Source organism: uncultured Clostridium sp. (assembly GCF_934754925.1).
In the GTDB taxonomy this organism is placed as follows: domain Bacteria; phylum Bacillota; class Clostridia; order Clostridiales; family Clostridiaceae; genus Clostridium.
Map to the genome: position 1 here is coordinate 21571 of NZ_CAKVJA010000020.1, position 23631 is coordinate 45201.

Here is a 23631-nt window from a genome sequence, read left to right on the forward strand (position 1 = left end):
CTTTGACCTATTCTTCTTTTATTCTACTTCTGTCCATTTATAATAATTTACACCCTCATTTGTTAATCTTTCTGATTGTGCTGCCAATCTTAGCTTATATTCATCCCAATTTCTATTTTCCTTAGATGTCCAGCCTATTTCAGCATACCCTGGTAATCTTGGATATATCATATAATCCATTTGATCTTGTGTTGATATTGTTTCCGTCCATAATGGTGCTTCTAGCCCTAAAATTAAATTCTTTGGTGCATAGTCAGTTGGATCCCATTTATATGCTACATCAACAGGAATATAACCAGCCCAATTGAGACCATAAGGTGTGTCTTCATTATATTTCATATCTAAATAAGTTTTACTTGCAATTGATACAAGTATTTTCATATTTTTTTTCACAGCTTCTTCATTTGAATCTTGCCAATTTTGAAGTATTACACTTGAATCTATTTCCGGAGAAGTATCTATTGGATCCCAACCTATTGGTGTCTTTCCATACTTTTCTGCAATTTTAGCTACTCTTCCTACAAAATAATCATAATCTTCTTTTTTAGTATTAAGTGCTTCATCTCCACCAATTTGAAGATATTTAGATGGTGATATTTGTGAAACCTCCTTAAATACATCATCTATAAATTCATAAGTCTTTTCACTATGGGTCATAAAGGAACTAAAACCAACTTTTGTTCCTGTATATAAAGCTGCTCTTTTACCATCTGGATTTAAAAATCCATAAGAAGCTAATGCTGCATTTGTATGTCCAGGCATATCAAATTCTGGAACTATTTCTACATATCTTTGCATTGCAAACTTTACTATATCTTTAAACTGTTCTTGGGTATAATATCCACCTGGTCCTCCACCAACTTCAGTACTTCCACCTATAAGTGTTAAGTCCGGATATTTCTTTATTTCAAGACGCCAGCCTTGATCATCACTTAAATGTAAATGAACTTTATTTATCTTATATTGTGCCGCTAAGTCTATTTGTCTTTTAATTTCATCAACAGTAAAAAAATGCCTTGCAACATCTATCATTAATCCTCTATAACTATACTCTGGTTTATCTTTAATTATTGATGCAGGTATATTCCATTCTATATTTTCAATAACCTTACTACTATCAATTTCTGGTGGCAACAATTGTCTTAATGTCTGAACTCCTCTTGATATTCCTTCTGGTTTATAAGCTGTGATTTTAACAATTTTTGAAGTCGTATTCATTTCATATCCTTCATTGCCTAATTCTTCATTTGAATTAACTGTTGTTAAATAAATACTTCCATCAACAGGATTATCACCTACAATAATTTGCAAATCAAATCCTGTTGATGCATTTAATTTTTCTCTTATAAACTCTGCAACCCATTTAATATGCTCAGTTTCTTCATCATTTTTTCCTTTTATATAAATTGCACTGTTTTTTGTTAAAATAAACTTTCCTTCTTTACCTTGGTAACTCATTGGTTTTGGAATAATACTAATTTTTAACCCACCCCCTTCATCATTAAAAACATCTTTTACATCATAACTATCTATCATATATATTTTAAAACATATCACAGATATAGTTACTATTCCCATTATTATTAATAGAAGTATTGTTTTATTCCATTTAAATATATTTTTCATATGTACACGTCCTTAAAATTTATATTTTTAACAGTTAAATTTATTAGGTTTTACAATTTTTATTATTTGTCTTTATTCTTATATTAATACAATGGTATTTACATATTTTATATAAAAAAACTACTAATATTGACTATATAGTCAATATTAGTAGTTTTTAACTTATAAAAGAGTCTTTGCAAACTCCATATTATCAAATTCTTTTCTCTTAATATAATGTAATGAATCTATTAAATAACTTTTATGATGCTCTATTGTTTTTGAAAATACTTGTATAAAATCAACTATCCTTTCATAGCTCTCATCTTTACTATTTAAATATAATCCAACTAAATAAAATCTTATAAAACTAACTCTTATTATAAGCATCATATAACTATCAAAGAATGACATAACTTCATTAAAAGGGAACAAATTATTATAAATAAAATTAACTAAATAATTTTCTAAAATATAATTATATTTATCAAAATATTTTGCGTTATACTCTTCAAAAGCTTTTATATAAAACTCTGATTTTCCTTGTAGATTTTCTTTCTCACCAAAATTATATCCATCTAACATTTTATTTGTATATTCCTTAAATCTAAGACTTTCAACATCTTTATCTACTCTTAATATCTTAAGTATCTTTCTAAATAAATCTATTTGTATCATATAATTCATGTTACTATTACCCAATAATAAATTAAGATCATCTTCTGAATACAACTTAGCAACTAAAGCAATATCATAACCGTCTATAAATTTAATTATATTATTATTGTTTTGAATTTCTTCCTCAATCTGCTCTATAAAACAACCTAATGAATATACTCTCTCACTTATACTGAACCTTCTATCCTGAATAATTTTTATACAAAAATCTCTTATTTCCTTAAAATATTTTAAAGGTGTATTTTTCACTTCTTTTAAATTTGTATTTATTTGTGCAGATATTATATGTTTGCCTAGTTCTTCTTCTTTATTAACAAATTTTATTCCTTCTTCTTTTAATAAAATAAGCCTTGCTGCTTCCGGACATGCCACATCTAAAGACATCTCATAAGTTTCATCTATTTTATTAGTTACTCTTGGAAAGCATGTACAAACATTTGAAAGATAATCTTCACCTAAGTTTGAATGAATAACACAATAATTTTCTTCATCTAAGAAAGGGCATCTTTTATCTTTTTTTAATTTAACTATTCCATAGTCAACTTCATCACTACTACATCTTTCATTATTTTGAACATTTTTTTGAAACATTCTCTTCATTTCTGGATCTTGAACTTTAAAGTATCTTTTAAATGTTACCTTATCTATATCTATATTCCATCCAATACAGCAACTATCTTCACACTTTCCACCTATACATTTAAATTCTTCAAAATATACTGGATATCTTTTATTAATTTTTTTAGCCATTGTTTACTTCCTTTGATTATACTGATATTTAAATTTAATTATATCATATTATCATATATATTCATCTCTATAAACTTCATAAGGTCTTGATGAATATACTCTATAAACTACCTGTCCATTAAAATCCAACATATCCTTTGCTCTTTCTTTTATCCATGGTTCTTTTATCATATCTAAAGCTACACTTTTATTAAACCATCCAACCTCAATACTTTCTTCACTACCTCTTAATTCTCCTCCAACTTTTACTGCCAAGAAATCAAATATCACCTTAGTAGGTACAAATGTTTCATTATCCCAACCCATATATGACTTTGTGTTAGAATAAACTCCAGCAAGCTTCTTAACATTAATTTTTATTCCTGATTCTTCAAACACCTCCCTAGTTACTCCTTCAATTAAATCCTCACCATTTTCAATTTGTCCACCTGGAAACTCCCATCCTCTATGTGGATTCTTAACTAATAAAACTTGATCCTTTTCATTAGTAACTAATGCGCCGGCAGCTACTATATGTGTTGGAAATACCATAACCTATTCCTCCCTTTAATTTATAATTAAATTCTATATTTATTCGTCTATACTTATATTAATTTTACCACTTATTCACATTTATTGTATGTACTTTTTATGTGACTAAGTCACAATATATATGTATATTAAATATATAAAATATTAAATAATATAATTTTTTATTTATGAAGGAGAACCAAGTAAAACTATGATTAATAATAGAAATTACTATATAAGTGAGCTTTATGAAGCATATCCAATTCTAGCTCAAATAGATAAAAATAATGATGGAATATTAAGTAAAAGGGCTACCTTTAAAGAGCTTTTATCAGATGAATATTTAACAACCCATGAAGGTGAATGTATAGGTTTTTTATTTGTTCTAAGTGGAAATATAAAAGTCCAAAAGATAAATGAAAAAGGTGAAGAAACTAATCTTTATAATGTTGAAAAAGGTCAATTATGTCATGAGTCTTTAAGCTGTTTTATGAATTGTAAATCTCTAAATATTATAGCAAGAGCACTTCAAGATTCTAAAATATGTATTATTCCATTTGATATTATTAATAATTACTTATTACATGATACTTTATTTTTACAATATATTTATAAGGATTTATATAATAAGTTTAGGCTAATTGTAAATGTAAAGGAGGAAGTTAAACATGAATCATTAACAAATAGATTAGTTAAATTACTTATAGCTAAAAAAAGTAAAAACATTTATTTAACTCATAATGATTTAGCATTTGAATTAGATTCTGCTAGAGAAGTAGTAAGTAGAAAGCTGAAAGAACTAGAGAGAGAAGGATATTTAAAATTAGGCAGAGGTAAAATACAAATAGAAAAAGATTTAAGTGAAATTATAAAGTGATATAGTCACAAAATAAATTTATTATTAGATATAAAATATGGATATAAGGTAGTTGAATATTTAAATGTACTATTCAACTACAAGTAATATTTATCAATAAAATATTATAGAGTTTATTTACTGATATGGAGGGAGCTATGTTTGGTTTTTTTAATAAAAATAATAGAAAAGTAGTTAATGAAAAAGGACCCCATGTATCATTTTCAAACTGTGCACTTCCTTATCATTTAAGTGGAATAATACAAAGTGCAAGCTAATTGAAGATGGCTTATATAATTGATGTAAGAGAAGCCATGGAATTTGAAAATGGTCATATTAAAGGTGCAATTAATATTCCTTTAAGTGAACTAAGAGAAAAAGCAAATGAAATTCCTAAGGATAAACCAGTTTACCTTCATTGTAGAACTGGTCAAAGAAGTTATAATGCTGTTTTAGCACTGCAAAATTTAGCATATGATAATGTAATAAATATAACTGGAAGCTTTTTAGGCTTATCCTTCTATGAAGCATATAATGATAAGGTGAAAAATAGAGACAGTATATTAACAAAATATAATTTTAAATAATTTATATTTTATAATATATAAAATTAAAAATGCTAAGTGATGACTTAATAATCATGACTTAGCATTTTTATATAATATATCAAATTTAAATATTATGTTCTTTCCTATACTGAGAAGAAATACCTTATGCCTTCTGAGTCAAGCATATTAGGTTGCATAGAACCACTATCTGCTACTATTTTATCAGTTTTATGGTTAAATGTAACTTTTGTTTTACCAGAACTTCTAGGAACAATTTGTATAATTTCTACTGTTATAATTCTATCATTTTCTAAGAAAAAATAACTATATATAAATCTAGGAGTAATTAATTAAATTAATTACTCCTAGATTTATATAAAAATAATTAAGTTTTTATTTATCACTTAGATTTTTATCTAAATTTTTAACTTCTCTCATAGCCTCTTCATATCTCTTAGCCCTTGCATTTGGATTTCTTCTTAATATATTTATAGAATTTACATAAACTTTATTTTCAGTATTATTAATTTTTAATTCATGTGCTTTTAATCTTGATAGATAGTCTGAAAACTCAGCTTTTATTTTACTTGGTTCATCTATAGCCTTTGATGATAATTCATCAAATTTATCAACATACCTTGATACCTTTTCAACAAACCCCTTGGTTGCTTCCTCCTTTAATGCTAGGTTTCTTCTAATGATTGCTTCAATAGCTTGCTTTCTTGTATTTTTCTTAGCTGCTGATTTTTCTTGCTTAATAGCTACTTTTTCAACTAATTTTTCTTGCATAGATTTTACATCCTCATTAACAAAAGCTTCTAATATCTCTATTCTCTTCTTTATGTTAATGATAGTATCATTTCTTTCAGTAAACCTAATTAATAAATTCTTTAAATCCATGGCTTCATTGAATGATTGTACAGCATCGATTGTGATAAAAACTGTTATAATATATGCACTTATTTCTAATATTTCATCAGGAATATTGTTAATTAGATACTCTATAGGTGGATTTACAAATCTAACTAATAATACCGAAAAGACTCCCCATGCCAAGGAACACAGTAAACAAACATGTCCATTAATATTAAATGGTTCTGTAGTATAATCCCAATATCTAACATGAAATAATTTCTCCATTAATGCTCCAGTTATATACTCCAATATTGTTGCAGCAATCATACCTATAATAAATACCAATACAAGATTCTTCTGAACTACTAATGTAGAAATTAATACCACTATAGCCCCAGATCCGTAAATAGGTAATAATGGACCCTTTAAAAATCCCCTATTTACCCATTTATGATTTTTTAAAGATACATAACATGATTCCCATATCCATCCCATAAAACAATAAAGATAAAATAGAAGAACCCACTGGTGTACTGTATATATATTCATCTCTTTCCTCCATTGCTCAATAACTAATTTATAGCATATTAATATATTTTTAATAAAAATACCTCAGAAAAAATTATCTATGAATAAGTTTTCTTCTGAGGTCAATTTATCTATATATTAATAATTATATATTTCCTTATATTTCTTATCTAAGTATTCAATAAAATATTTTGCTTGAAGTTCTTCACCTGTAATTTTCTTTATTAAATCACTTGGATCATAAAGGTTTGCACATTCATGAACATTTTCCTTTAACCATTTATATACTGATGATAAATCTCCCATTTCTATTTCATCATATACATTAGGTACATCCTTAACCATTTTATTTAGCATTTGTGCACCATAAAGATTTCCTAATGCATAACTTGGAAAATACCCAAATGATCCATCTGACCAATGCATATCTTGAAGCACTCCAACCTTATCACTTGTAGGCTCTACACCCAAATATTCCTTATATTTTTCATTCCAAACTCTTGGTAAATCACTAACTTCAATTTTATCATTTATAAGTAATTTTTCTATTTCATATCTTATAATTATATGAATACTATAAGTTAGTTCATCTGCTTCAGTTCTTATTAATGAAGGTTCTACCTTATTTATTGTATTATAAAACTCTTCCTCATTAATAGATTCAAACTGATCTGAAAATTCCTTTTTAGCTTCTTTATATAAATATCTGCAAAAAGCTTTATTTCTTCCTATTATATTTTCATAAAATCTTGATTGTGATTCATGAATAGCCATAGATGCTGCAATATTTAATCCAGTGCCTTCTAGATAGTCAGGTATATTTTGCTCATATATTCCATGTCCGCCTTCATGTATTGCTGAAAACATTGCAGATGTAAAATCATTTAAATAGTAATGATTTGTTATTCTAACATCTTTATTAGTCATATCTAAAGTATATGGATGTTCAGTTTCATCCATTCTTCCTGATTTAAAATCAAATCCCATAGTTTTTAAAATTTTAAAGCAAAATCTTTTTTGATTTTCCTTAGGAAATTCTTTTCCTTCAAAAACATTAGAAATTTCTGTTCCACTATTATTTATCTTTTTTAATATATTAACAATTCCATCTCTTAACTCATCAAAAACTTTATCTAATTTTTCAACAGTAAGTCCTGGCTCATAATCATCTAATAAAGCGTTATACTTATTACCTTTATACCCCTTATATTTTATTGATTTCTTTGTAAGCTCTACTATCTTTTCTAAATCAGGCCTAAATATTTCAAAGTTATCTTCATTCTTAGCCCTTTCCCAAGCTAATTGTCCCCTAGATGCTGCTAAAGAAAATTCTTTTATAAATTCCTCTGGAAATATCTTTTCCTTTTCATAATTCTTCTTAAGTTCATGTAACATTCTTTTATGAACAAAATCTAATTTTTCCTCATTCTTCTCAAAGAATTTAATAAAGTCATGAATTTCTTTTGAAACAGATAAATTATGTGCTTGCATTTGCATGAAAGACATAGTCTCTGCTCTTCCCTCTGCCGCATTTTCTGGCATTCCCGTTGTCATGTCCCAATACATAAGACTTCCTACATTTCTATAATGCTCAATAGTTTTTAAATATGCTGAAAGTTCATCCAACTTTTTCTTTAATTTATCCAAAACTTAGCCCCCATCCTAATATTTTTCCATTTACTTAATTATATACTTTATTTTAAATTAAATGAATAGTACATTTTTATCAGGAAAATAATGTATGAACCTCCGGGGTTAATCCAAAATATGGATTAACCCCGGAGGCGCATACATTATTTTACATTTTAATATTATTTAACTCTCTCCATTATAGCTTCATATGGTCTTAATTTTAATCTTTCATTTAACGTGCTAGAATCATTATAATTGCTTAATAAAATATCAGCATGATTAAAATCACCATTAAAATTGAAAGTAACTTCCTTATCATAGAAATTACAAACTACTAATATCTTGTCTCCATTTAACTCTCTAGTATAAGCAAATATATTTTCATCTTCAGGACATAATAAAGTATAATCTCCATAAATTATAGTATCATTATTTTTTCTTATATTTATTAATTTTCTATAATGATGGAAAATAGAATTTTCATCTTCTAAACATTGCTTAGCATTTATTTCATCATAATTTTTATTAACAGCTAACCAAGGAGTTCCTGTTGTGAATCCAGCATTTTCAGAATTATCCCATTGCATCGGAGTTCTAGCATTATCTCTTCCCTTAGCATAGATAGATTCCATTATTTCATCATGAGTATATCCTTTTGAAAGCCTATCTTTATACATGTTTAAACTTTCAATATCATTGTAGTCATTAATATCTTCAAATCTTACATTAGTCATTCCAAGTTCTTCTCCTTGATAAATATAAGGAGTTCCCTTCATTCCATGAAGAAGAGTAGCAAGCATTTTTGAACTTAGAACCCTATATTCTTTATCATTTCCCCATCTTGAAACTATTCTTGGCAAATCATGATTATTCCAGAAAAGACTGTTCCATCCTTGTCCCTCAAGTTCTGTTTGCCACTTAGATAAAACTTTCTTTAAATCAAGTAATTCTAATGGTTTTACGTCCCACTTTTCTTTTCCTTCAATTTGATCTAACCCTATATGTTCAAATTGGAATACCATACTTAATTCTTTTCTTTCTGGATTTGAATAAAGCTTAGCTACCTCTGGAGTTGCTCCCCATGTTTCTCCTACTGTTAATAGGTCCTTACCTTCTAATGCAGCTTTATTCATTTCTTGTAGATATTCATGTAATTTAGGTCCATTTCCTGTTATCATATCATCTGGAACTTTACCTATTAGATCAATAACGTCCATTCTAAATCCACCAATACCTTTATCTACCCAGAAATTCATCATCTTATAAACTTCATTTCTAACCTTTTCATTTTCCCAATTTAAATCTGGTTGCTTCTTACTAAATAAATGTAAATAGTATTGACCTGTTGTTTCATCATATTGCCATGCACTTCCGCTAAATGTTGATCCTAAATCATTTGGTTCATGGCCATCCACTGGATCTCTCCATATATAGTAATCTCTATATTCATTATCCTTAGACTTTTTAGCTTCAATAAACCATTTATGTTCATCAGAAGTATGGTTAACAACTAAGTCCATAAGAATCTTAATTCCTCTTTCATTAGCTTCTTTTAAAAGATTATCCATATCTTCCATTGTTCCAAATTCATCCATGATATCACAGTAATCACTTATATCATATCCATTATCATCATTTGGAGATTTATAAACTGGGCTAAGCCAAATAACATCTATCCCAAGCTCTTTTAGATAATCTAACTTTTCCCTAATTCCGTTAATATCACCTATTCCATCACCATTACTATCATTAAAGCTTCTTGGGTATATTTGATATACTACTGAGCTATGCCACCATTGTCTTTCCATATTTGTTACCTCCACATTATAAAAACTCAATTTATCTTTTTATTACAATTAATGATTTATAATGTGATTATACATAATATTATCATTACTTTACTTGCAAAATATAGGCTTTTTTTAACACAATAATGCTATTTTTTATTTTATTTTCTTAATAATGTTAATGCCTCCTAGGAATATCCATTATATGGGTGTTCCCCGGAGGCACTGACATTATATGGATTTTATTAATAATAATAATGTTCCAACTACAATTAAAATTAATCCTAATAATGATTTTTTTGATAATTTTTCTTTTAAAAATATATAAGCAAATAATACAGTTACTAAAATACTAAGCTTGTCTATAGGTACTACTATAGAAGCTAGTCCATCTTGTAAAGCCTTATAATAGCAAAGCCATGATGCGCCAGTTGCTATTCCAGATAAAATTAAAAATATTAAACTTCTTTTATCTATCTTCTTAACATCACTTTGTTTTTTAGTAGCAAAAACTATAATCCATGACATTATAAGTACAACTATTGTTCTAATTGCTGTTCCTAAGTTTGATTCAATATTTTCTATACCAACCTTACCTAATATAGATGTCAATGAGGCAAATAGAGCTGATAATAAAGCATATATTAACCATGCTTTTCCCTTAACTACCTTTTCTACTCCTTCTTTCTTTTGAATCATTAAGTATGTTCCAATAGCTATTCCTATCATTCCAATTACCATATTTATAGTTATCTTTTCATTTAAGAAAATAAAAGCTAAAATCATAGTTAATATTGTACTACTTTTATCAATAGGTACTACTTTATTAACATCTCCTAGTTGTAAAGCCTTAAAATAACATAGCCAAGATCCTCCTGTTGATAAACCTGATAAAATTAAGAATAAAAAAGTTTTTCCATCAATATTTACTATTGTACTTTGTGATCCAATTAAAAATACCATTATCCATGAAAAAATTAAGACTATAATAGTCCTTATAGCTGTAGCTAAATGAGAATCAACGTCTTTTATCCCTACCTTAGCTAAAATAGATGTAATCCCCGCAAAAAATGCAGATCCAAAAGCATAAATCAACCACATATCTATATTCTCCTTTTGTTTTAATAAGTAAAGAGGTTGTATGAGACAACCTCTTTACTTATTTTACATTATTTATATTATAACTTTAATAAATTATTTTATATTATTTTCAACTAATTCTATATTCTTAATATCTTCAATTCTTAATATCTTTATTTTAGTATCACCTTTTTTATTAGTATGCAAAATTTTAACCCATTCATCATCAACTTCTAATATAGTACAATTACACTCTAAACTTTCAAAAATAGCCTCTTCTGATCTTATTTTACACACTTGTCCTACAAGACTAGATATTATTTTTGACATACTACCCTCTCCCTTTTGATTTCTTTCAAATTTTTTTACCTTCTTCTCAAGTCTCTTTACTTTTCCTGGATACGAAGAATAACATAGAATAATAAAGAAACTAAACCATCCCATCCACTCCACACTCTTTTCCCCCTTTTTTACATCATTTAAAACACTTTTTTTGTTATTCTATTATATATAAATTTTAACTACTTTGGAATAAAATTAATTAAAAGGTTATATTCCCCCTTTTTATTAGTATTCGAAATTTTATCCATTCATCATAAAATACTCCCCTAGGGAAAGGCAACTATTTCCCTAGGGTGAAATTTTTATTACTTTATATTTTCATTTAATATACTTAAGATATCTTTTTTATTGGTTATTACTCTTGGTATCTTAATTTGACTCTTTGAAACTCCTTTAGATATTAAAAACTTCTTTATATTATCAAAAGTATTTTTTCTGATAACAATAACTCCTATACATGCTAACTTATTACTCTTTCTAAATCTTCCATAAGCTAAATTAGCCTTCTGCAATTCTAAATCAAGAGTCTTTTCCAATAATTTTAACCTACTCTTTGGTAACTCATTATTAAACTCAAAATAAAAAATATATCTTCCTGGTGTTATTGAATTATCCTCTAATGTTGTATAATCAACTAAAGATAAATCAAGCTTACTCATAGTATTACTTATTGCTACTTTTAAGTGCTCTTCTGTAGTTTTTTCAGCATACATATTTAAAACCTGATTTTTCCTATATAAAAACTCTATCTCTGGTGAATTATTATAATAATCAACTACCTTAACAACATCACCTAATCTATATCTATAAAATCCAGCATAACTAGTTATTATAATTTCATATTCCTCTCCTACCTTTAATTCATCTATACAATAAGTCTCTGGATTTTTCTTATTGCTTTCTTCTATTGGAATAAATTCATAAAATGCAGTATCAGGAATTATAACATATCTTATTTTCTCTGCATATGGATTAATTCCCATCATTGCTTCAGTTGCTGCATAAGCCGGTGAGTATATAGGCAAAGATTCAGTATAATAATTAACCATATCATCATATATAGAAAAATTAGCTCCTGTTACTGCTGCAATATAAATTAATTTAGGCCATATTCTTCTACATATTCCTTCAAACCCTTTAGTAAATTCTAATTCTATTTCATCAGCTCGTCCTGCATTAGGCCTTAAATATTTATTTAGCTTTTTTCTTGTATCTTCATCAATATTTAAATTCCTGTTTATGCTACCTCTCCTAATATCTCTTACTAATAAATCTGCATTGTCTTCTAATACTCTTAATGCATCTAAAACATTAGATATAAAAACGCCACTTATATAAGTTAAATTTTTGTCTTCAAGAGCAAATAACAAATGCAAATATAATGCTGTATTTTTATCTTTAATTTTCATTACTTCATATGGTGAAGTATATATCTTAGGCAATATTAATTTTATAGAATCCATTCCCCCGGATGTAGCAGAACATATAGGTACCCCACCTTGGGAATAAGTTGTCATTACAGTATCTGCTAACATCAATCCTCTCCCATAATTCCATTGTTCCTTAAAATTATTATAAGCAAACCTTTCAAGTAATAATGCCATATACTTACTTCCAACTTCTCTAGACTTTTTAGTTACTGGGACTAATTTTTGCTTACCTGTAGTTCCTGAAGTATGTCCAAAGTATTCAACATCTTCAGTAAACAAAATATTTTTTTCTCCTATTAACATTTCTTCTATATACTTTTCATAAGATGCATAATTGGTAATTGGAACCTTACTTTTATATTCATTTATTGATTTTATAGAGTTAAATTTATATTCTTTACCATACTTACATTTCTTATTTTTATTTAATATCTTAAATAAAACCTGTTCATTTACTTTCTTAGAATTTATCGTATATTGATTAAAATATTTTTCTAGCACTCCTCCTGCTATAATCATACTACAATATACTGCTTTACTTATTATGCTCGTTTTAAAGCACTTCCTATATATTTTTGTCACAATATTATATGATATAAAAAAATATGTGTGTATTTTGTATTTAACTGCCTCTTGAATACATACATATTACTTATTTATATTTATGTTTAACTTTATAACTTAAATCCTTCTCTCTATCTTTCTCTTATAAAATATATTTAAGTTATTTTATTATATTATGTTATTTAATCCCTATGTGTCTTTTGTACTATTTTTCCACATATTGTACTCAAATTCGTTTTTTTTTATTATTTTCGAATTTAATTCCCGAAAAAAGATATTTAATTCCATTTTTAACTCTGTTCTTATATTAATTGTTATTATAATATCAACAGTTAAGTTTAAAATTTATTTAATGATTAAAATTGTAAATTAATTTGGGTTTATCTTGCCGAAAATATTAATCAATATTAACTGCACACTCTTATATTGGGGTAGTACAAAAGCTAATGAATCATGCGGCACCGATAGTTTTGTTTCTTCTAATTTGTATAGTAATATATGCTTTTTACTGTACAAGTAAAGGATTTGACTTTGGTGTAATAGCAAATCTATTAAAACTAGGTTATTATAATTAACAATTTTATGATAAAGATTTGTAAATACACACAAATCTTTATCATAATCTATTTCAGAGGAGGAGAAATGCTTAATTTAATTATTAAAGAAAAAAGTTTCGATAAACTGATTTTAGAGGATGTTAATATTAACTTTAAGAAAAATAAAATCTGTGGTTTAGTAGGGCTAAACGGTAGTGGTAAAACGACACTACTAAATATTTTATTAGGATTAGATACTAACTTTGAAGGATATATTAATTATTTAGAATTAGATAAAAATAAAGATATATTTTATATCCCATCTGATTTTTACTTGCCAGAATATTTAACTGGAGAAGAATACTGTACTTATCTTCATGTACTTAAAGGTAAGAAATTAGATAAATATACATTTGAAAGCCTTTGTCAGCTATTTAATTTAGAAAAGGATAAGGATAAACTTATTGAACAATATTCATATGGTATGAAAAAGAAAATACAATTTATCACAGGAATTTTATTAAAATGTAAGTTATATATATTTGATGAATTAACTAGCGGATTAGATATTGAAACAATATTACTTATAGAAAAAATATTATTATCTAAAAACGCTACATTTGTAGTATCATCACATGAAATTGATTTTATAGAAAGAGTGAGCGATGAAATTTTATTGGTAAACAATAAATCTGTAGAATACATTAAAGGTGATATAAGGTCCCGACTAACAAATCTAACAAAGGTAGAAGAACAATATGACAAAATTAAAAATCTATTTTAATATTTTATATAAGGAATCTCTAGGAAAAATAGATATCAAAAAAAATAAACAACAGATATTACTATATGGGATCATGGTATTAACGTTTTTATTTATGAGTGTAAAGTTTACACCATCAACTTCATCAATTGATTATACAGCATTAAATGATACTATTGTACTAGGATTATTGCAAATACTCTCAATAACAGTAATTGCATATGTTTTTACATATATGAGCGTAGATTTTTCATATAAACTTAATATGTTTTTCAAAACTAATTATCTAAATGATATAGAGCTAGGAAGTATAAATAAAATATTAATGATTTCAGGTGTACAACTAGTATCAATAGTAATTATATTAATACAAGCAGGTATTCCTTTAATACAAGTATTAAGGTTAAATTTATTCATTAAATTCATATTAATGACTTTTATAGGAACTAATCTAGTATTTATCCCAATAGATATGATTGTAAAGTATATGGAAAAAATGTATTCTCAAATTGGTCTTAGTCTTTCTAAAATAAGAATAATTATATTATCAACCCTAATTTTACTATATGTTACTATATATTACACTGCATTAAAGGTCTGGTTTAATTATTTAAAAGAGTATGATTTTTATAACAGATTTGCTAATACAAATATGATTTATTATATTATAGGCTTTTTATCATCATGCTTTATAATTGTACTATATTGCCTTTATGTAAAAAATAAAATTATAATGGATTCAGAAATAAATTATAAATACAATTTATTCATAAGCTTAGATAAAAGTACAAAATATACAAAGTATATAAAATTATTAGTGAGAAATAAAAAAATATTTTTAATAGGACTATTTATCATAGGAGCACAAATATTGAATTATTTCACGGTGAAAGATTTATCTATTGCAAATATGTTCAGTCTATTGAGCGTAGTATTAGGTATAAACTTTTACTCATATTTGACACATGAAAAAACATTTTTAAAACTAAACAATGACAGAGATGAGTATAAAATATACTTTACTTTGGTAGTAATATATTTAACATTAAACTTTTTGTTTATATTGTTAGCAAATGGACAATATATATACGTTCTCGAATCATTTGTTATTTATCTTTTATCAATATATCTAGGAATAATATTTCCAAGAGAAAATAATAGCTTGAACAAATTCATGTCTAATTTTTCATTGGCTGCAATAGTAATGCTATTAGCATTAGTTAGTTTTAATATAGACAATGAAAGTATAAAAATCACTATATATATATTCGGTATACTTTTAATAAGCATAATAAATTTAAGAATAATTAGGAGGTCGTATGTTAAAAAAGATATACAAAGCATTATTTAAAGGAACTAATTTATTTTTTATATTATTGATGATAGATTATATAACAACTTTATTTTCATTGAATGAAACTTCCAAAGTAGTAAGTAAATTAGGAATTATATTTAATCATGTACAAACATCAAATGAAATTAGTACAAGCTTCGGGGTAGATATCAAAATGCTAATAGCTTATTGTGCTGTTATAGGTATAGCCTTGATTATAGAATTGCTTAGCAAGAGAAATGTTAAACCTGCTCATTAGTTTTTTAATTACTTTAACTTTACATGAATGTTAATAAATCTATGCTTTTTAATTATTATTTTACCATGAATTATTATGTAATACATTCAATACTCTTATATTATTGAAGTATTATTCTATCAACAACAAAAGGTGATATTGCAAATGATTACAAAATCATTTTACAATATCACCTTTTAAAATTAGTTAACTTTTATTTTTTTAGGTATTCTTTCACCTATGGATGTCATAATAGTTGCAAGTATGATAGAAATTACTGCTGCTAATAATACCGATATCTTTGAAACACTAAGTTCTATCTCTTCGCCAGTAAAGGCTATTTCTGATACAAACAATGACATTGTAAATCCTATTCCTGCTAAAATAGATACTTCTAGAACATCAAACCAAGTTGTATCTTGAGATTTTTTAGTTATTCCTACTAAACTAGCTAAATATCCAAATGCCATTATACCTAATGGTTTTCCAATAACTAATCCTAATATTATTCCTAACATTAAAGGATAATCTCTAGATAAATTTAAACTTCCACTTATATTAATTCCTGTATTAGAAAAAGCGAATAAAGGAAGAATTACATAATTAGAAAATGGTTCTAGCTTATGTTGAATTTTATAACTTAAATCTCTAGCTCTATTTTTATCATCTAACACCGGTATACTAAAAGCTAATAATACCCCACTTAATGTAGCGTGAATTCCACTATAAAATACAGCTATCCATAATAAGAATCCTAGTATTAAATATGGATATAACTTATTTCTTTTATTAATAAATCTCAAACAGAATAGAGATACTAATATTATTAATGATACTATTATTCCTAAAATCCTTATATCTGATGAATAAAATATTCCAATTACAACTATTGAAAGCAAATCATCAACTACAGCTAATGTAAGCAAAAACAGCTTTAAAGAAGGATTTAATCTACTTTCTAGTATACAAAATATCCCTATAGCAAAGGCTATATCTGTTGATAGGGGTATACCTGCTCCTATTTCAAATGCACTATGATAATTAAATAAAGTAAATATTAATGCTGGTGCTACCATTCCACCAATTGCAGCTATTACCGGAAAAGAAGCCTGTTTAAAACTTGATAACTTGCCATAAACTAATTCCCTTTTAATTTCGCATCCTACTACTAAGAAAAATATCGCCATTAAAAAATCATTAATTATTAGATGTAAATTAAATTCTTCTCCAAACTTTAAGTCAAATAATATATAATTATAATACTTATCTAGAGGACTATTTGCTAAAATTAAAGCTAATATTGTTGTTGCTAATAGTAATATTCCTGGAAATGCCTCTGATGTTACTATACTTTTATTTATTTTTTTATTATTTCCCATAACACTCCTCCTGCTATGAAATTAATCATTTGTACGCTATTAGTATTATGTAAAATTAAAAAATGTATGTGATTTTAGAAAATAAATAAAGTGCCAAAATTTAAATAATTTTGACACTTTACTTTTAATTTTATATTAAATTATTCTGACACTTTCTTCTTTAATAATGCTAACATTGCCATTCCTACTACAGAACCTATAACAACTGCACCTAAGAATCCAAATGGGTTTCCTATTACAGGTAATACGAATATTCCACCGTGTGGTGCTCTTAATTGACAGTTAAATAACATTGTAAGTGCTCCAGCTGTTGCAGAACCTACTACACATGAAGGTATAACTCTTAATGGATCTGCTGCTGCAAATGGAATTGCTCCCTCTGTTATAAATGAGAATCCCATAATGTAGTTTGTAAGAGCTGATTGTCTTTCTCTCTTTGTAAACTTATTCTTGAAGAATGTTGATGCTAAAGCTATTGCAAGTGGTGGAACCATACCACCAGCCATAACAGCTGCCATTACTTCATAGTTACCAGATGCAAGTGATGCTGTACCAAACACGTATGCTGCCTTATTGAAAGGACCACCCATATCGATTGCCATCATACCAGCAACTACTATTCCTAATAATACTCTACTTGTGCTACCCATTGAGTTAAGGAAAGTTGTAATTGCTTCGTTTATTCCACCAAAGAATGGATTTACAAATATCATTATTAATCCAATTAATCCAATACCAAAGAAAGGATATAATAGTGTTGGTTTTAAACCTTCTAATGATTGTGGTAATTTATCAAATATCTTCTTTAATCCTAATACTAAGTAACCACCTAAGAACCCTGCAAATAATGCTCCTAAGAATCCACCACTAATAACTGATACTGAAGAATCAAATGCACTTGCATAAGTTGTTCCTAAATTAGCTAACATACCACCAACAAAACCTACTGCAAGACCTGGTCTATCTGCAATACTCATAGAAATATATCCTGCTAATACAGGTAACATAAATCCAAATGCAGTTTCACCTATAGTCTTTATTAACGCAGCTATTGGAGTGTTTTTACCAAAGTTAGCTGGGTTAATGCTATAATCATCTAATAAGAATGCTAAAGCTATTAATATACCTCCACCAATAACAAATGGTAACATATGAGATACACCATTCATTAAGTGTTTATATATTTGTCTTCCAATGCTTTCTCCTTCTTCTGATGATGAACCTTCCTTATCGCTTCCACCTGCATGATGGTAAACTGGCGCATCTCCACTAGTAGCTCTATTTAATAATTCTTCTGTTTTATGAATTCCATTTGCAACCTTAGTTTGAATAACTCTTTTTCCTTCAAATCTAGCCATCTCAACTTTTTTATCAGCTGCAACTATTATACACTCCGCATTAGCTATTTCTTCATCAGTTAAAACATTCTTAGCTCCTCCTGAACCATTAGTTTCAACCTTTATTGAAATTCCCATATCTTTAGCTTTATTTTCTAAAGCTTCAGCTGCCATAAATGTATGAGCTATACCTGTTGGACATGCAGTAACGGCTAATACTCTATATCCATTAGATTGTGCCTTTTGAGCTTCTTCTTTATCATTTTCTGCTTTTAATTTATCATTTTCCTTAGAATCTATAAGTGATAAGAATTCATCAACACTTTTAGCATTTATTAATTGTTCTTTAAAATCTGGATCCATTAGCATCATTGATAATCTTGCTAATACATCTAAGTGAAGGTTGTTTTCTCCTTCTGGTGCTGCTATCATAAAGAATAATTTTGCTGGTTCACCATCTAATGAATCATAATCAACACCATTAGTAAGTACCATTGCACTAAGACCAGCTTCTTTTACTGCACTTGTCTTAGCATGTGGAATTGCTATGTTATCTCCAATTCCTGTTGTACTTAAGCTTTCTCTTTCTAAAACAGCATTTTTATATGCTGCTTTATCTCTTAATCTTCCCGTAGCATCCATTAAATCAACTAATTTGTTTATTGCTTCTTCTTTTGAATCTACTTTAGGATTAAGTGCTATACCATTCTTTTTTAATAAATCAGTAATTTTCACTTTTTCTTCCTCCTTAGTTCTCTATCTTACTTGTTCTAATAATTCATAAACATAATCTTTTGTAGCTAGTCCTTCTGAAAATGCTGATGCACTTCCTGTTGCTACACCTAACTTAAATCCATCTTCAATTTTTTCTGAATTTAAATATCCAGCTATAAATCCAGCAACCATTGAATCTCCTGCTCCAACTGAGTTTTTTACTACCCCTTTTGGTACATTACTTGTTGTAACTCCACCATTAGAATCTATTAATACTGCTCCATCTCCAGCCATAGATATAATTACATTTTGTGCTCCCATATCTTTAAGCTTCTTTGCATACTCTATAACTTCTTCTTTATTATTAAGCTTTACTCCAAATAATTCTCCAAGTTCATGATGATTTGGCTTTATTAAAAACGGATTATACTTTAATACCTTAAGTAATGATTCACCAGTTGTATCAACTATAAATTTAACATCTTTCTCTTGAAGTCTTTTCATTATTCTTTCATAGATATCTGTTGGCATCGTTTTCGGAATGCTACCTGCTAAAACTAATATATCTCCAGCTATTAATGTATCTAACTTTTTATAAAGTTCTTCTAATGCCTCTGATGAAATATCAGGACCACCACCATTTATTTCACTTTCAACATCAGCCTTTATTTTTACGTTTATTCTAGACATGCCTTCTTTTAATTTTATAAAATCAGTATCACATCCAAACTCTCTAACTCTTCTTTCTATTTCATCTCCAGTAAAACCGGCTATAAATCCTAAAGCTTTACTTTTAACTTCTAGATTATTTAATACGATTGATACATTAATTCCTTTTCCACCAGCATAAACAAATTCATTATTACTTCTATTTACATGTCCTAAATTGAATTCGTCCATCTTAACAATATAATCTAAAGCTGGATTAAATGTAATTGTATATATCATTAACTTTCTACCTCCAAAATTTCTGTTTGATATTTATATCTATTATTCTCTAAATTCGTAGTTATTATTTTAGCATCTTTAATATCAGCAAAAGTTATTGAACTTATTTCATCAAATTTTGATTTATCACACAGGACAAATCTTTTTTTACTTCTATACAATGCTTCTTCTTTTACCATTGCTTCTTTAACATCTGGTGTACTGAATCCTCTTTCTATATCCACTCCATTTGCTCCAAAAAAACCTTTTGTAAAATTGTACTTTCTTAAACTATTTACAGTTTCCGCTCCCACTATGGCCTCTGTTGCAAGTTTTAATTCTCCTCCTAAAATATAAGTAGTACAATTCCTTTTTATTAATTTTCTTGCATGAACAATTCCATTAGTTACAAAAATTGCTTTTGTATTGCTTATAAAATTAATCATAAGCTCTGTAGTTGTTCCTGCATCTATATATACCAAATCATTATCTTCTATTAATGATGCAGCATATTCTGCAATTTTTAACTTTTCATCTATATTTAAAGTTTGTCTATTCTCAACAATATCATCAGTTGTATTTATGTTTACATTTTTTAATGATGTAGCCCCTCCATGAACCTTCTTTAATAATCCTGCTTTATCAAGAGCAGTTAAATCTCTTCTAATAGTTGATTCTGAAGTGTTTAAATATTTAACTAAATCATTTAAATAAACTACTGATTCTCTTTCTAACTTTTCTAAAATAAGCTTATGCCTCTCTTCTGATAACATTTACATCACTTCCTTGACTTCATAATACTCCTATTTCAATCATAAGTCAATGGCTTTTAAGTATTTTTCGTTCAAAAACTTTCATTTTCATTCAAAATCATTTATTTTTATTCTACTTATAGATTGTATTGGTATTAATAGTTTTTTACACAATAAAATAGTTGCAAGTTCAACTATTTAGTTGCACTTGCAACTACTTTTGCATTATAATGTATTAGGCAATTCATACTACCTTTTTAATTTTATAACTAAACTAGTTACTATTGCTTATATTGTAGGAAAGGATTTATTAAAATGAACTCTAACAATGAATATTTAGGTAAATATATTTCACTTATTCATAGACAAGCAAATGCTTTTTTTACAAAGGAATTTAGTAAATTTGGATTTGGTAGTGGACAATATATGTTCATGATTCATTTATATAAAAATGATGGAATTAGTCAGGAATCTTTATCTGAATTAGTAAACATCGATAAAGGCACTACCGCTAAAGCAATAAAAAAATTAGAAGAATTAAATTTTATAGTTCGCTCTAAAGACTCAAAGGATAAAAGAATTAATAGAATTTATTTAACTTCTAAAGCTCTTGATATTAAAAATGACTTTTTTTCAGTTTTAACTAAGTGGGAAAATATATTAACTAATGAATTAAGTCCTGATGAAATATCCATTGGACTAAATATATTAAATAAACTTTCAAAAAATGTAATAAATAATACTTAATTATATAGGAGGACAAAATATGAGACATCAAAATCAATTAGGAGAAGAATCTATAGGAAAATTATTACTAAAATATTCTATCCCAGCAATAATCGGTATGATGGTTAATGCTTTATATAATATTGTAGATAGAATGTTTATTGGTCGTATACCAGATGTAGGCTCTCTTGCTTTAACTGGAGTTGGAATAACTATGCCTATAATGTCTATTCTTTTAGCATTTGGTATGCTTATTGGAATTGGATCAACTGCAAATATTTCATTAAATCTTGGTCGTGGCAAAAGAGATGATGCTGAGAGATTAATTGGTAGTGCACTAACATTAAGTCTAATAGTTGGTATTGCAATTACTATTATTACATTTATTTTATTAAATCCAATATTAAATATTTTTGGAGCTAGTGAAAATACTTTATTTTACGCTAAACAATATATTACTGTAATTCTAGGTGGGTGTACTTTTAATATTCTTTCCTTTGCATTAAATAGCACTGTACGAGCTGATGGTAATCCTAAGCTAGCCTCAATAACAATGGTTGTTGGCTGTTGCACTAATATAATATTAGATTATTTATTTGTTTTTGTAATAAACATGGGAATTAAAGGAGCTGCTTTTGCAACTGTTATTTCTCAAGCACTTACATTCTTCATAATTCTTCATTACTATACTAAGGGAAAATCTAACTTAAAATTAAAATTCGAAAATTTGAAATTAAAGAAAAACTTAGTAATGATGACATTTGCTATTGGTATTGCTCCTTTTGCAACTCAAATTGCCAATAGCCTAGTACAAGTTGTTGCTAATAATTCTCTAAAAGCTTATGGTAATGATTTATCTATAGGAGCCATGACTATAATAAGTTCTATTAATATGGTGTTTATGATGCCTATATTTGGTATCAATCAAGGTTGTCAACCTATTATTGGATTTAATTATGGTGCTAAAAAATATGATAGAGCTAAAAAGACCTTTGCAATTGCTACTATTGCAGCTACAGTTATTTGTACAATTGGTGGAATTCTAATTCAAGCCTTCCCTGAATTTTCAATAAGCTTATTTAATAATGATCCCCAGCTTACTGCTGTTGCTGTAAAAGGAGTTAGAATGTATTTATTAATGATGCCTATAGTAGGAATCAATATTGTATCAACTAGTTATTTCCAATCAGTAGGTAAAGCTAAAATGTCTATGTTCGTTAGTTTACTTAGACAAGTTATATTATTAATTCCATTTACATTAATACTACCTTTATTTATGGGATTAGACGGTGTATGGGCTGCCGGAGCATGTGCAGACTTCCTTTCAGTTGTTATAACATTAATTTTAATATTTAAGGAATTTAAATCATTAAATAAATTATATGCTGCTGAAGCTGCCTAATTAAATTTAAATAAAATAGAACTGTATTAGTTTTAAAGTATAAAGTTAAACTAATACAGTTATTTACTTTTAACATAATTTCTTATTATTTTATACCCCTTGGGATATAAATAACATTATTGCAAATAATATATTTAAATTATAATTACTATCACAATAGCAAAAATAAAAGGCTTAATATTATAATAAATCTAATATCAAGCCTTTTATAAGTTATTACATGTTATTTAACTTTTCTAAAACTTTTTCTAAATCTAATCCATGAACTATGCATGCTTGTTGTAAAGATTCCATAGTTGCTGATGGGCATCCTAAGCATCCCATACCAAATGACATTAATATTTCTGCTGCCTTTGGAT

General features: G+C 27.2%; 21 protein-coding genes and 1 pseudogene. 8 read left to right on the forward strand and 14 right to left on the reverse strand.

The features are described 5' to 3' along the window. Positions 1-18: 18 nt before the first annotated feature. The 3 genes from Q0G30_RS08195 to Q0G30_RS08205 all read right to left on the reverse strand — a co-directional run bounded on the left by Q0G30_RS08195 (position 19) and on the right by Q0G30_RS08205 (position 3564). Positions 19-1626 carry a family 20 glycosylhydrolase gene (locus tag Q0G30_RS08195; protein WP_294388775.1) on the reverse strand — a complete coding sequence of 536 codons (1608 nt, stop codon included), beginning with the start codon at positions 1624-1626 and terminating at the stop codon, positions 19-21. Positions 1627-1788: 162 nt separating this feature from the next. After that, the gene (gene fliB / locus Q0G30_RS08200) at positions 1789-3033 is read right to left on the reverse strand and encodes a flagellin lysine-N-methylase (protein ID WP_294388777.1); all 1245 of its coding nucleotides are present in this window, start codon (positions 3031-3033) and stop codon (positions 1789-1791) included. Positions 3034-3084: 51 nt separating this feature from the next. Beyond that, on the reverse strand, positions 3085-3564 hold the full coding sequence (locus Q0G30_RS08205; protein ID WP_294388779.1) for an NUDIX hydrolase: 480 nt from the start codon (positions 3562-3564) through the stop codon (positions 3085-3087). A 190-nt stretch (positions 3565-3754) separates the two neighbouring features. Here Q0G30_RS08205 and Q0G30_RS08210 point away from each other — a divergent pair, with 190 nt between their 5' ends. From Q0G30_RS08210 to Q0G30_RS08220, 3 genes and pseudogenes are all read left to right on the forward strand, one after another. Next, positions 3755-4420 carry a Crp/Fnr family transcriptional regulator gene (locus tag Q0G30_RS08210; protein ID WP_294132352.1) on the forward strand — a complete coding sequence of 222 codons (666 nt, stop codon included), beginning with the start codon at positions 3755-3757 and terminating at the stop codon, positions 4418-4420. 266 nt (positions 4421-4686) lie between these two features. Further along, positions 4687-4986 (forward strand): annotated as a pseudogene (locus Q0G30_RS08215) (rhodanese-like domain-containing protein); the annotation flags it as partial. A gap of 78 nt (positions 4987-5064) precedes the next feature. Beyond that, positions 5065-5271 carry an EamA family transporter gene (locus Q0G30_RS08220; RefSeq protein WP_294132424.1) on the forward strand — a complete coding sequence of 69 codons (207 nt, stop codon included), beginning with the start codon at positions 5065-5067 and terminating at the stop codon, positions 5269-5271. A 69-nt stretch (positions 5272-5340) separates the two neighbouring features. Here Q0G30_RS08220 and Q0G30_RS08225 read toward each other — a convergent pair whose 3' ends face one another. The 6 genes from Q0G30_RS08225 to Q0G30_RS08250 form a co-directional block, all read right to left on the reverse strand. Then, complete coding sequence (locus tag Q0G30_RS08225; RefSeq protein WP_294388781.1) at positions 5341-6351, reverse strand: putative ABC transporter permease; 1011 nt, start codon at positions 6349-6351, stop codon at positions 5341-5343. Between the two features lie 117 nt (positions 6352-6468). Then, complete coding sequence (locus tag Q0G30_RS08230) at positions 6469-7977, reverse strand: carboxypeptidase M32 (RefSeq protein ID WP_294388783.1); 1509 nt, start codon at positions 7975-7977, stop codon at positions 6469-6471. 164 nt (positions 7978-8141) lie between these two features. Next, a complete protein-coding gene (locus Q0G30_RS08235; RefSeq protein WP_294388785.1) occupies positions 8142-9770 on the reverse strand; it encodes an alpha-glucosidase in 1629 nt (542 codons plus the stop codon). A 210-nt stretch (positions 9771-9980) separates the two neighbouring features. Next, positions 9981-10850, reverse strand: a complete 870-nt coding sequence (locus tag Q0G30_RS08240; protein ID WP_294388787.1) for an EamA family transporter — start codon at positions 10848-10850, stop codon at positions 9981-9983. A 93-nt stretch (positions 10851-10943) separates the two neighbouring features. Beyond that, complete coding sequence (locus tag Q0G30_RS08245) at positions 10944-11273, reverse strand: hypothetical protein (RefSeq protein ID WP_294388809.1); 330 nt, start codon at positions 11271-11273, stop codon at positions 10944-10946. 203 nt (positions 11274-11476) lie between these two features. Then, positions 11477-13120, reverse strand: a complete 1644-nt coding sequence (locus tag Q0G30_RS08250; protein WP_294388789.1) for a GH3 auxin-responsive promoter family protein — start codon at positions 13118-13120, stop codon at positions 11477-11479. Positions 13121-13807: 687 nt separating this feature from the next. On the opposite strand from Q0G30_RS08250, the gene Q0G30_RS08255 reads away from it, so the two are divergent. From Q0G30_RS08255 to Q0G30_RS08265, 3 genes are read left to right on the forward strand one after another with little or no spacing between them, the layout of a single operon-like run. Continuing rightward, a complete protein-coding gene (locus tag Q0G30_RS08255) occupies positions 13808-14485 on the forward strand; it encodes an ABC transporter ATP-binding protein (RefSeq protein WP_294388791.1) in 678 nt (225 codons plus the stop codon). Continuing rightward, entirely contained in the window at positions 14460-15815 is a 1356-nt protein-coding gene (locus Q0G30_RS08260) for a hypothetical protein (RefSeq protein WP_294388793.1), read from the forward strand. The genes Q0G30_RS08255 and Q0G30_RS08260 overlap by 26 nt, the downstream gene beginning before the upstream one ends. Next, positions 15784-16056: a hypothetical protein gene (locus tag Q0G30_RS08265; RefSeq protein WP_294388795.1), complete on the forward strand. Its 273-nt coding sequence runs from the start codon at positions 15784-15786 to the stop codon at positions 16054-16056. Before Q0G30_RS08260 ends, Q0G30_RS08265 begins: the two co-directional genes overlap by 32 nt. A 182-nt stretch (positions 16057-16238) precedes the next feature. Here the strand turns inward: Q0G30_RS08265 and nhaA are convergent, their stop codons facing one another. The 4 genes from nhaA to Q0G30_RS08285 all read right to left on the reverse strand — a co-directional run bounded on the left by nhaA (position 16239) and on the right by Q0G30_RS08285 (position 21165). Next, positions 16239-17414, reverse strand: coding sequence for a Na+/H+ antiporter NhaA (gene nhaA / locus Q0G30_RS08270; protein WP_294388797.1), 1176 nt, complete (start codon positions 17412-17414; stop codon positions 16239-16241). A 140-nt stretch (positions 17415-17554) separates the two neighbouring features. After that, entirely contained in the window at positions 17555-19486 is a 1932-nt protein-coding gene (locus tag Q0G30_RS08275; RefSeq protein WP_294388798.1) for a fructose-specific PTS transporter subunit EIIC, read from the reverse strand. 21 nt (positions 19487-19507) lie between these two features. After that, entirely contained in the window at positions 19508-20413 is a 906-nt protein-coding gene (gene pfkB / locus Q0G30_RS08280; protein ID WP_294388801.1) for a 1-phosphofructokinase, read from the reverse strand. Further along, positions 20413-21165, reverse strand: coding sequence for a DeoR/GlpR family DNA-binding transcription regulator (locus Q0G30_RS08285; protein WP_294388803.1), 753 nt, complete (start codon positions 21163-21165; stop codon positions 20413-20415). The genes pfkB and Q0G30_RS08285 overlap by 1 nt, the downstream gene beginning before the upstream one ends. Positions 21166-21459: 294 nt before the next feature. On the opposite strand from Q0G30_RS08285, the gene Q0G30_RS08290 reads away from it, so the two are divergent. Further along, a complete protein-coding gene (locus Q0G30_RS08290; protein ID WP_294388805.1) occupies positions 21460-21891 on the forward strand; it encodes a MarR family winged helix-turn-helix transcriptional regulator in 432 nt (143 codons plus the stop codon). A gap of 19 nt (positions 21892-21910) precedes the next feature. Beyond that, the gene (locus Q0G30_RS08295; RefSeq protein WP_294388808.1) at positions 21911-23272 is read left to right on the forward strand and encodes an MATE family efflux transporter; all 1362 of its coding nucleotides are present in this window, start codon (positions 21911-21913) and stop codon (positions 23270-23272) included. A gap of 216 nt (positions 23273-23488) precedes the next feature. Here the strand turns inward: Q0G30_RS08295 and Q0G30_RS08300 are convergent. Further along, the coding region (locus tag Q0G30_RS08300) for a DUF1858 domain-containing protein (protein ID WP_294388811.1) at positions 23489-23631 on the reverse strand (143 nt) is incomplete at its 5' end.

Excerpts from the sequence above, each read along its gene's own strand:
- Q0G30_RS08210 (WP_294132352.1), top strand. The coding sequence starts at position 3,755 with ATGATTAATAATAGAAATTACTATATAAGTGAGCTTTATGAAGCATAT.
- Q0G30_RS08265 (WP_294388795.1), top strand. The coding sequence starts at position 15,784 with ATGTTAAAAAAGATATACAAAGCATTATTTAAAGGAACTAATTTATTT.
- Q0G30_RS08195 (WP_294388775.1), bottom strand. The coding sequence starts at position 1,626 with ATGAAAAATATATTTAAATGGAATAAAACAATACTTCTATTAATAATA.
- Q0G30_RS08240 (WP_294388787.1), bottom strand. The coding sequence starts at position 10,850 with ATGTGGTTGATTTATGCTTTTGGATCTGCATTTTTTGCGGGGATTACA.
- Q0G30_RS08245 (WP_294388809.1), bottom strand. The coding sequence starts at position 11,273 with ATGGGATGGTTTAGTTTCTTTATTATTCTATGTTATTCTTCGTATCCA.
- Q0G30_RS08225 (WP_294388781.1), bottom strand. The coding sequence starts at position 6,351 with ATGAATATATATACAGTACACCAGTGGGTTCTTCTATTTTATCTTTAT.
- Q0G30_RS08250 (WP_294388789.1), bottom strand. The coding sequence starts at position 13,120 with ATGATTATAGCAGGAGGAGTGCTAGAAAAATATTTTAATCAATATACG.
- pfkB (WP_294388801.1), bottom strand. The coding sequence starts at position 20,413 with ATGATATATACAATTACATTTAATCCAGCTTTAGATTATATTGTTAAG.
- Q0G30_RS08285 (WP_294388803.1), bottom strand. The coding sequence starts at position 21,165 with ATGTTATCAGAAGAGAGGCATAAGCTTATTTTAGAAAAGTTAGAAAGA.
- fliB (WP_294388777.1), bottom strand. The coding sequence starts at position 3,033 with ATGGCTAAAAAAATTAATAAAAGATATCCAGTATATTTTGAAGAATTT.
- Q0G30_RS08255 (WP_294388791.1), top strand. The coding sequence starts at position 13,808 with ATGCTTAATTTAATTATTAAAGAAAAAAGTTTCGATAAACTGATTTTA.
- Q0G30_RS08205 (WP_294388779.1), bottom strand. The coding sequence starts at position 3,564 with ATGGTATTTCCAACACATATAGTAGCTGCCGGCGCATTAGTTACTAAT.
- Q0G30_RS08290 (WP_294388805.1), top strand. The coding sequence starts at position 21,460 with ATGAACTCTAACAATGAATATTTAGGTAAATATATTTCACTTATTCAT.
- Q0G30_RS08295 (WP_294388808.1), top strand. The coding sequence starts at position 21,911 with ATGAGACATCAAAATCAATTAGGAGAAGAATCTATAGGAAAATTATTA.
- nhaA (WP_294388797.1), bottom strand. The coding sequence starts at position 17,414 with ATGGGAAATAATAAAAAAATAAATAAAAGTATAGTAACATCAGAGGCA.
- Q0G30_RS08260 (WP_294388793.1), top strand. The coding sequence starts at position 14,460 with ATGACAAAATTAAAAATCTATTTTAATATTTTATATAAGGAATCTCTA.
- Q0G30_RS08235 (WP_294388785.1), bottom strand. The coding sequence starts at position 9,770 with ATGGAAAGACAATGGTGGCATAGCTCAGTAGTATATCAAATATACCCA.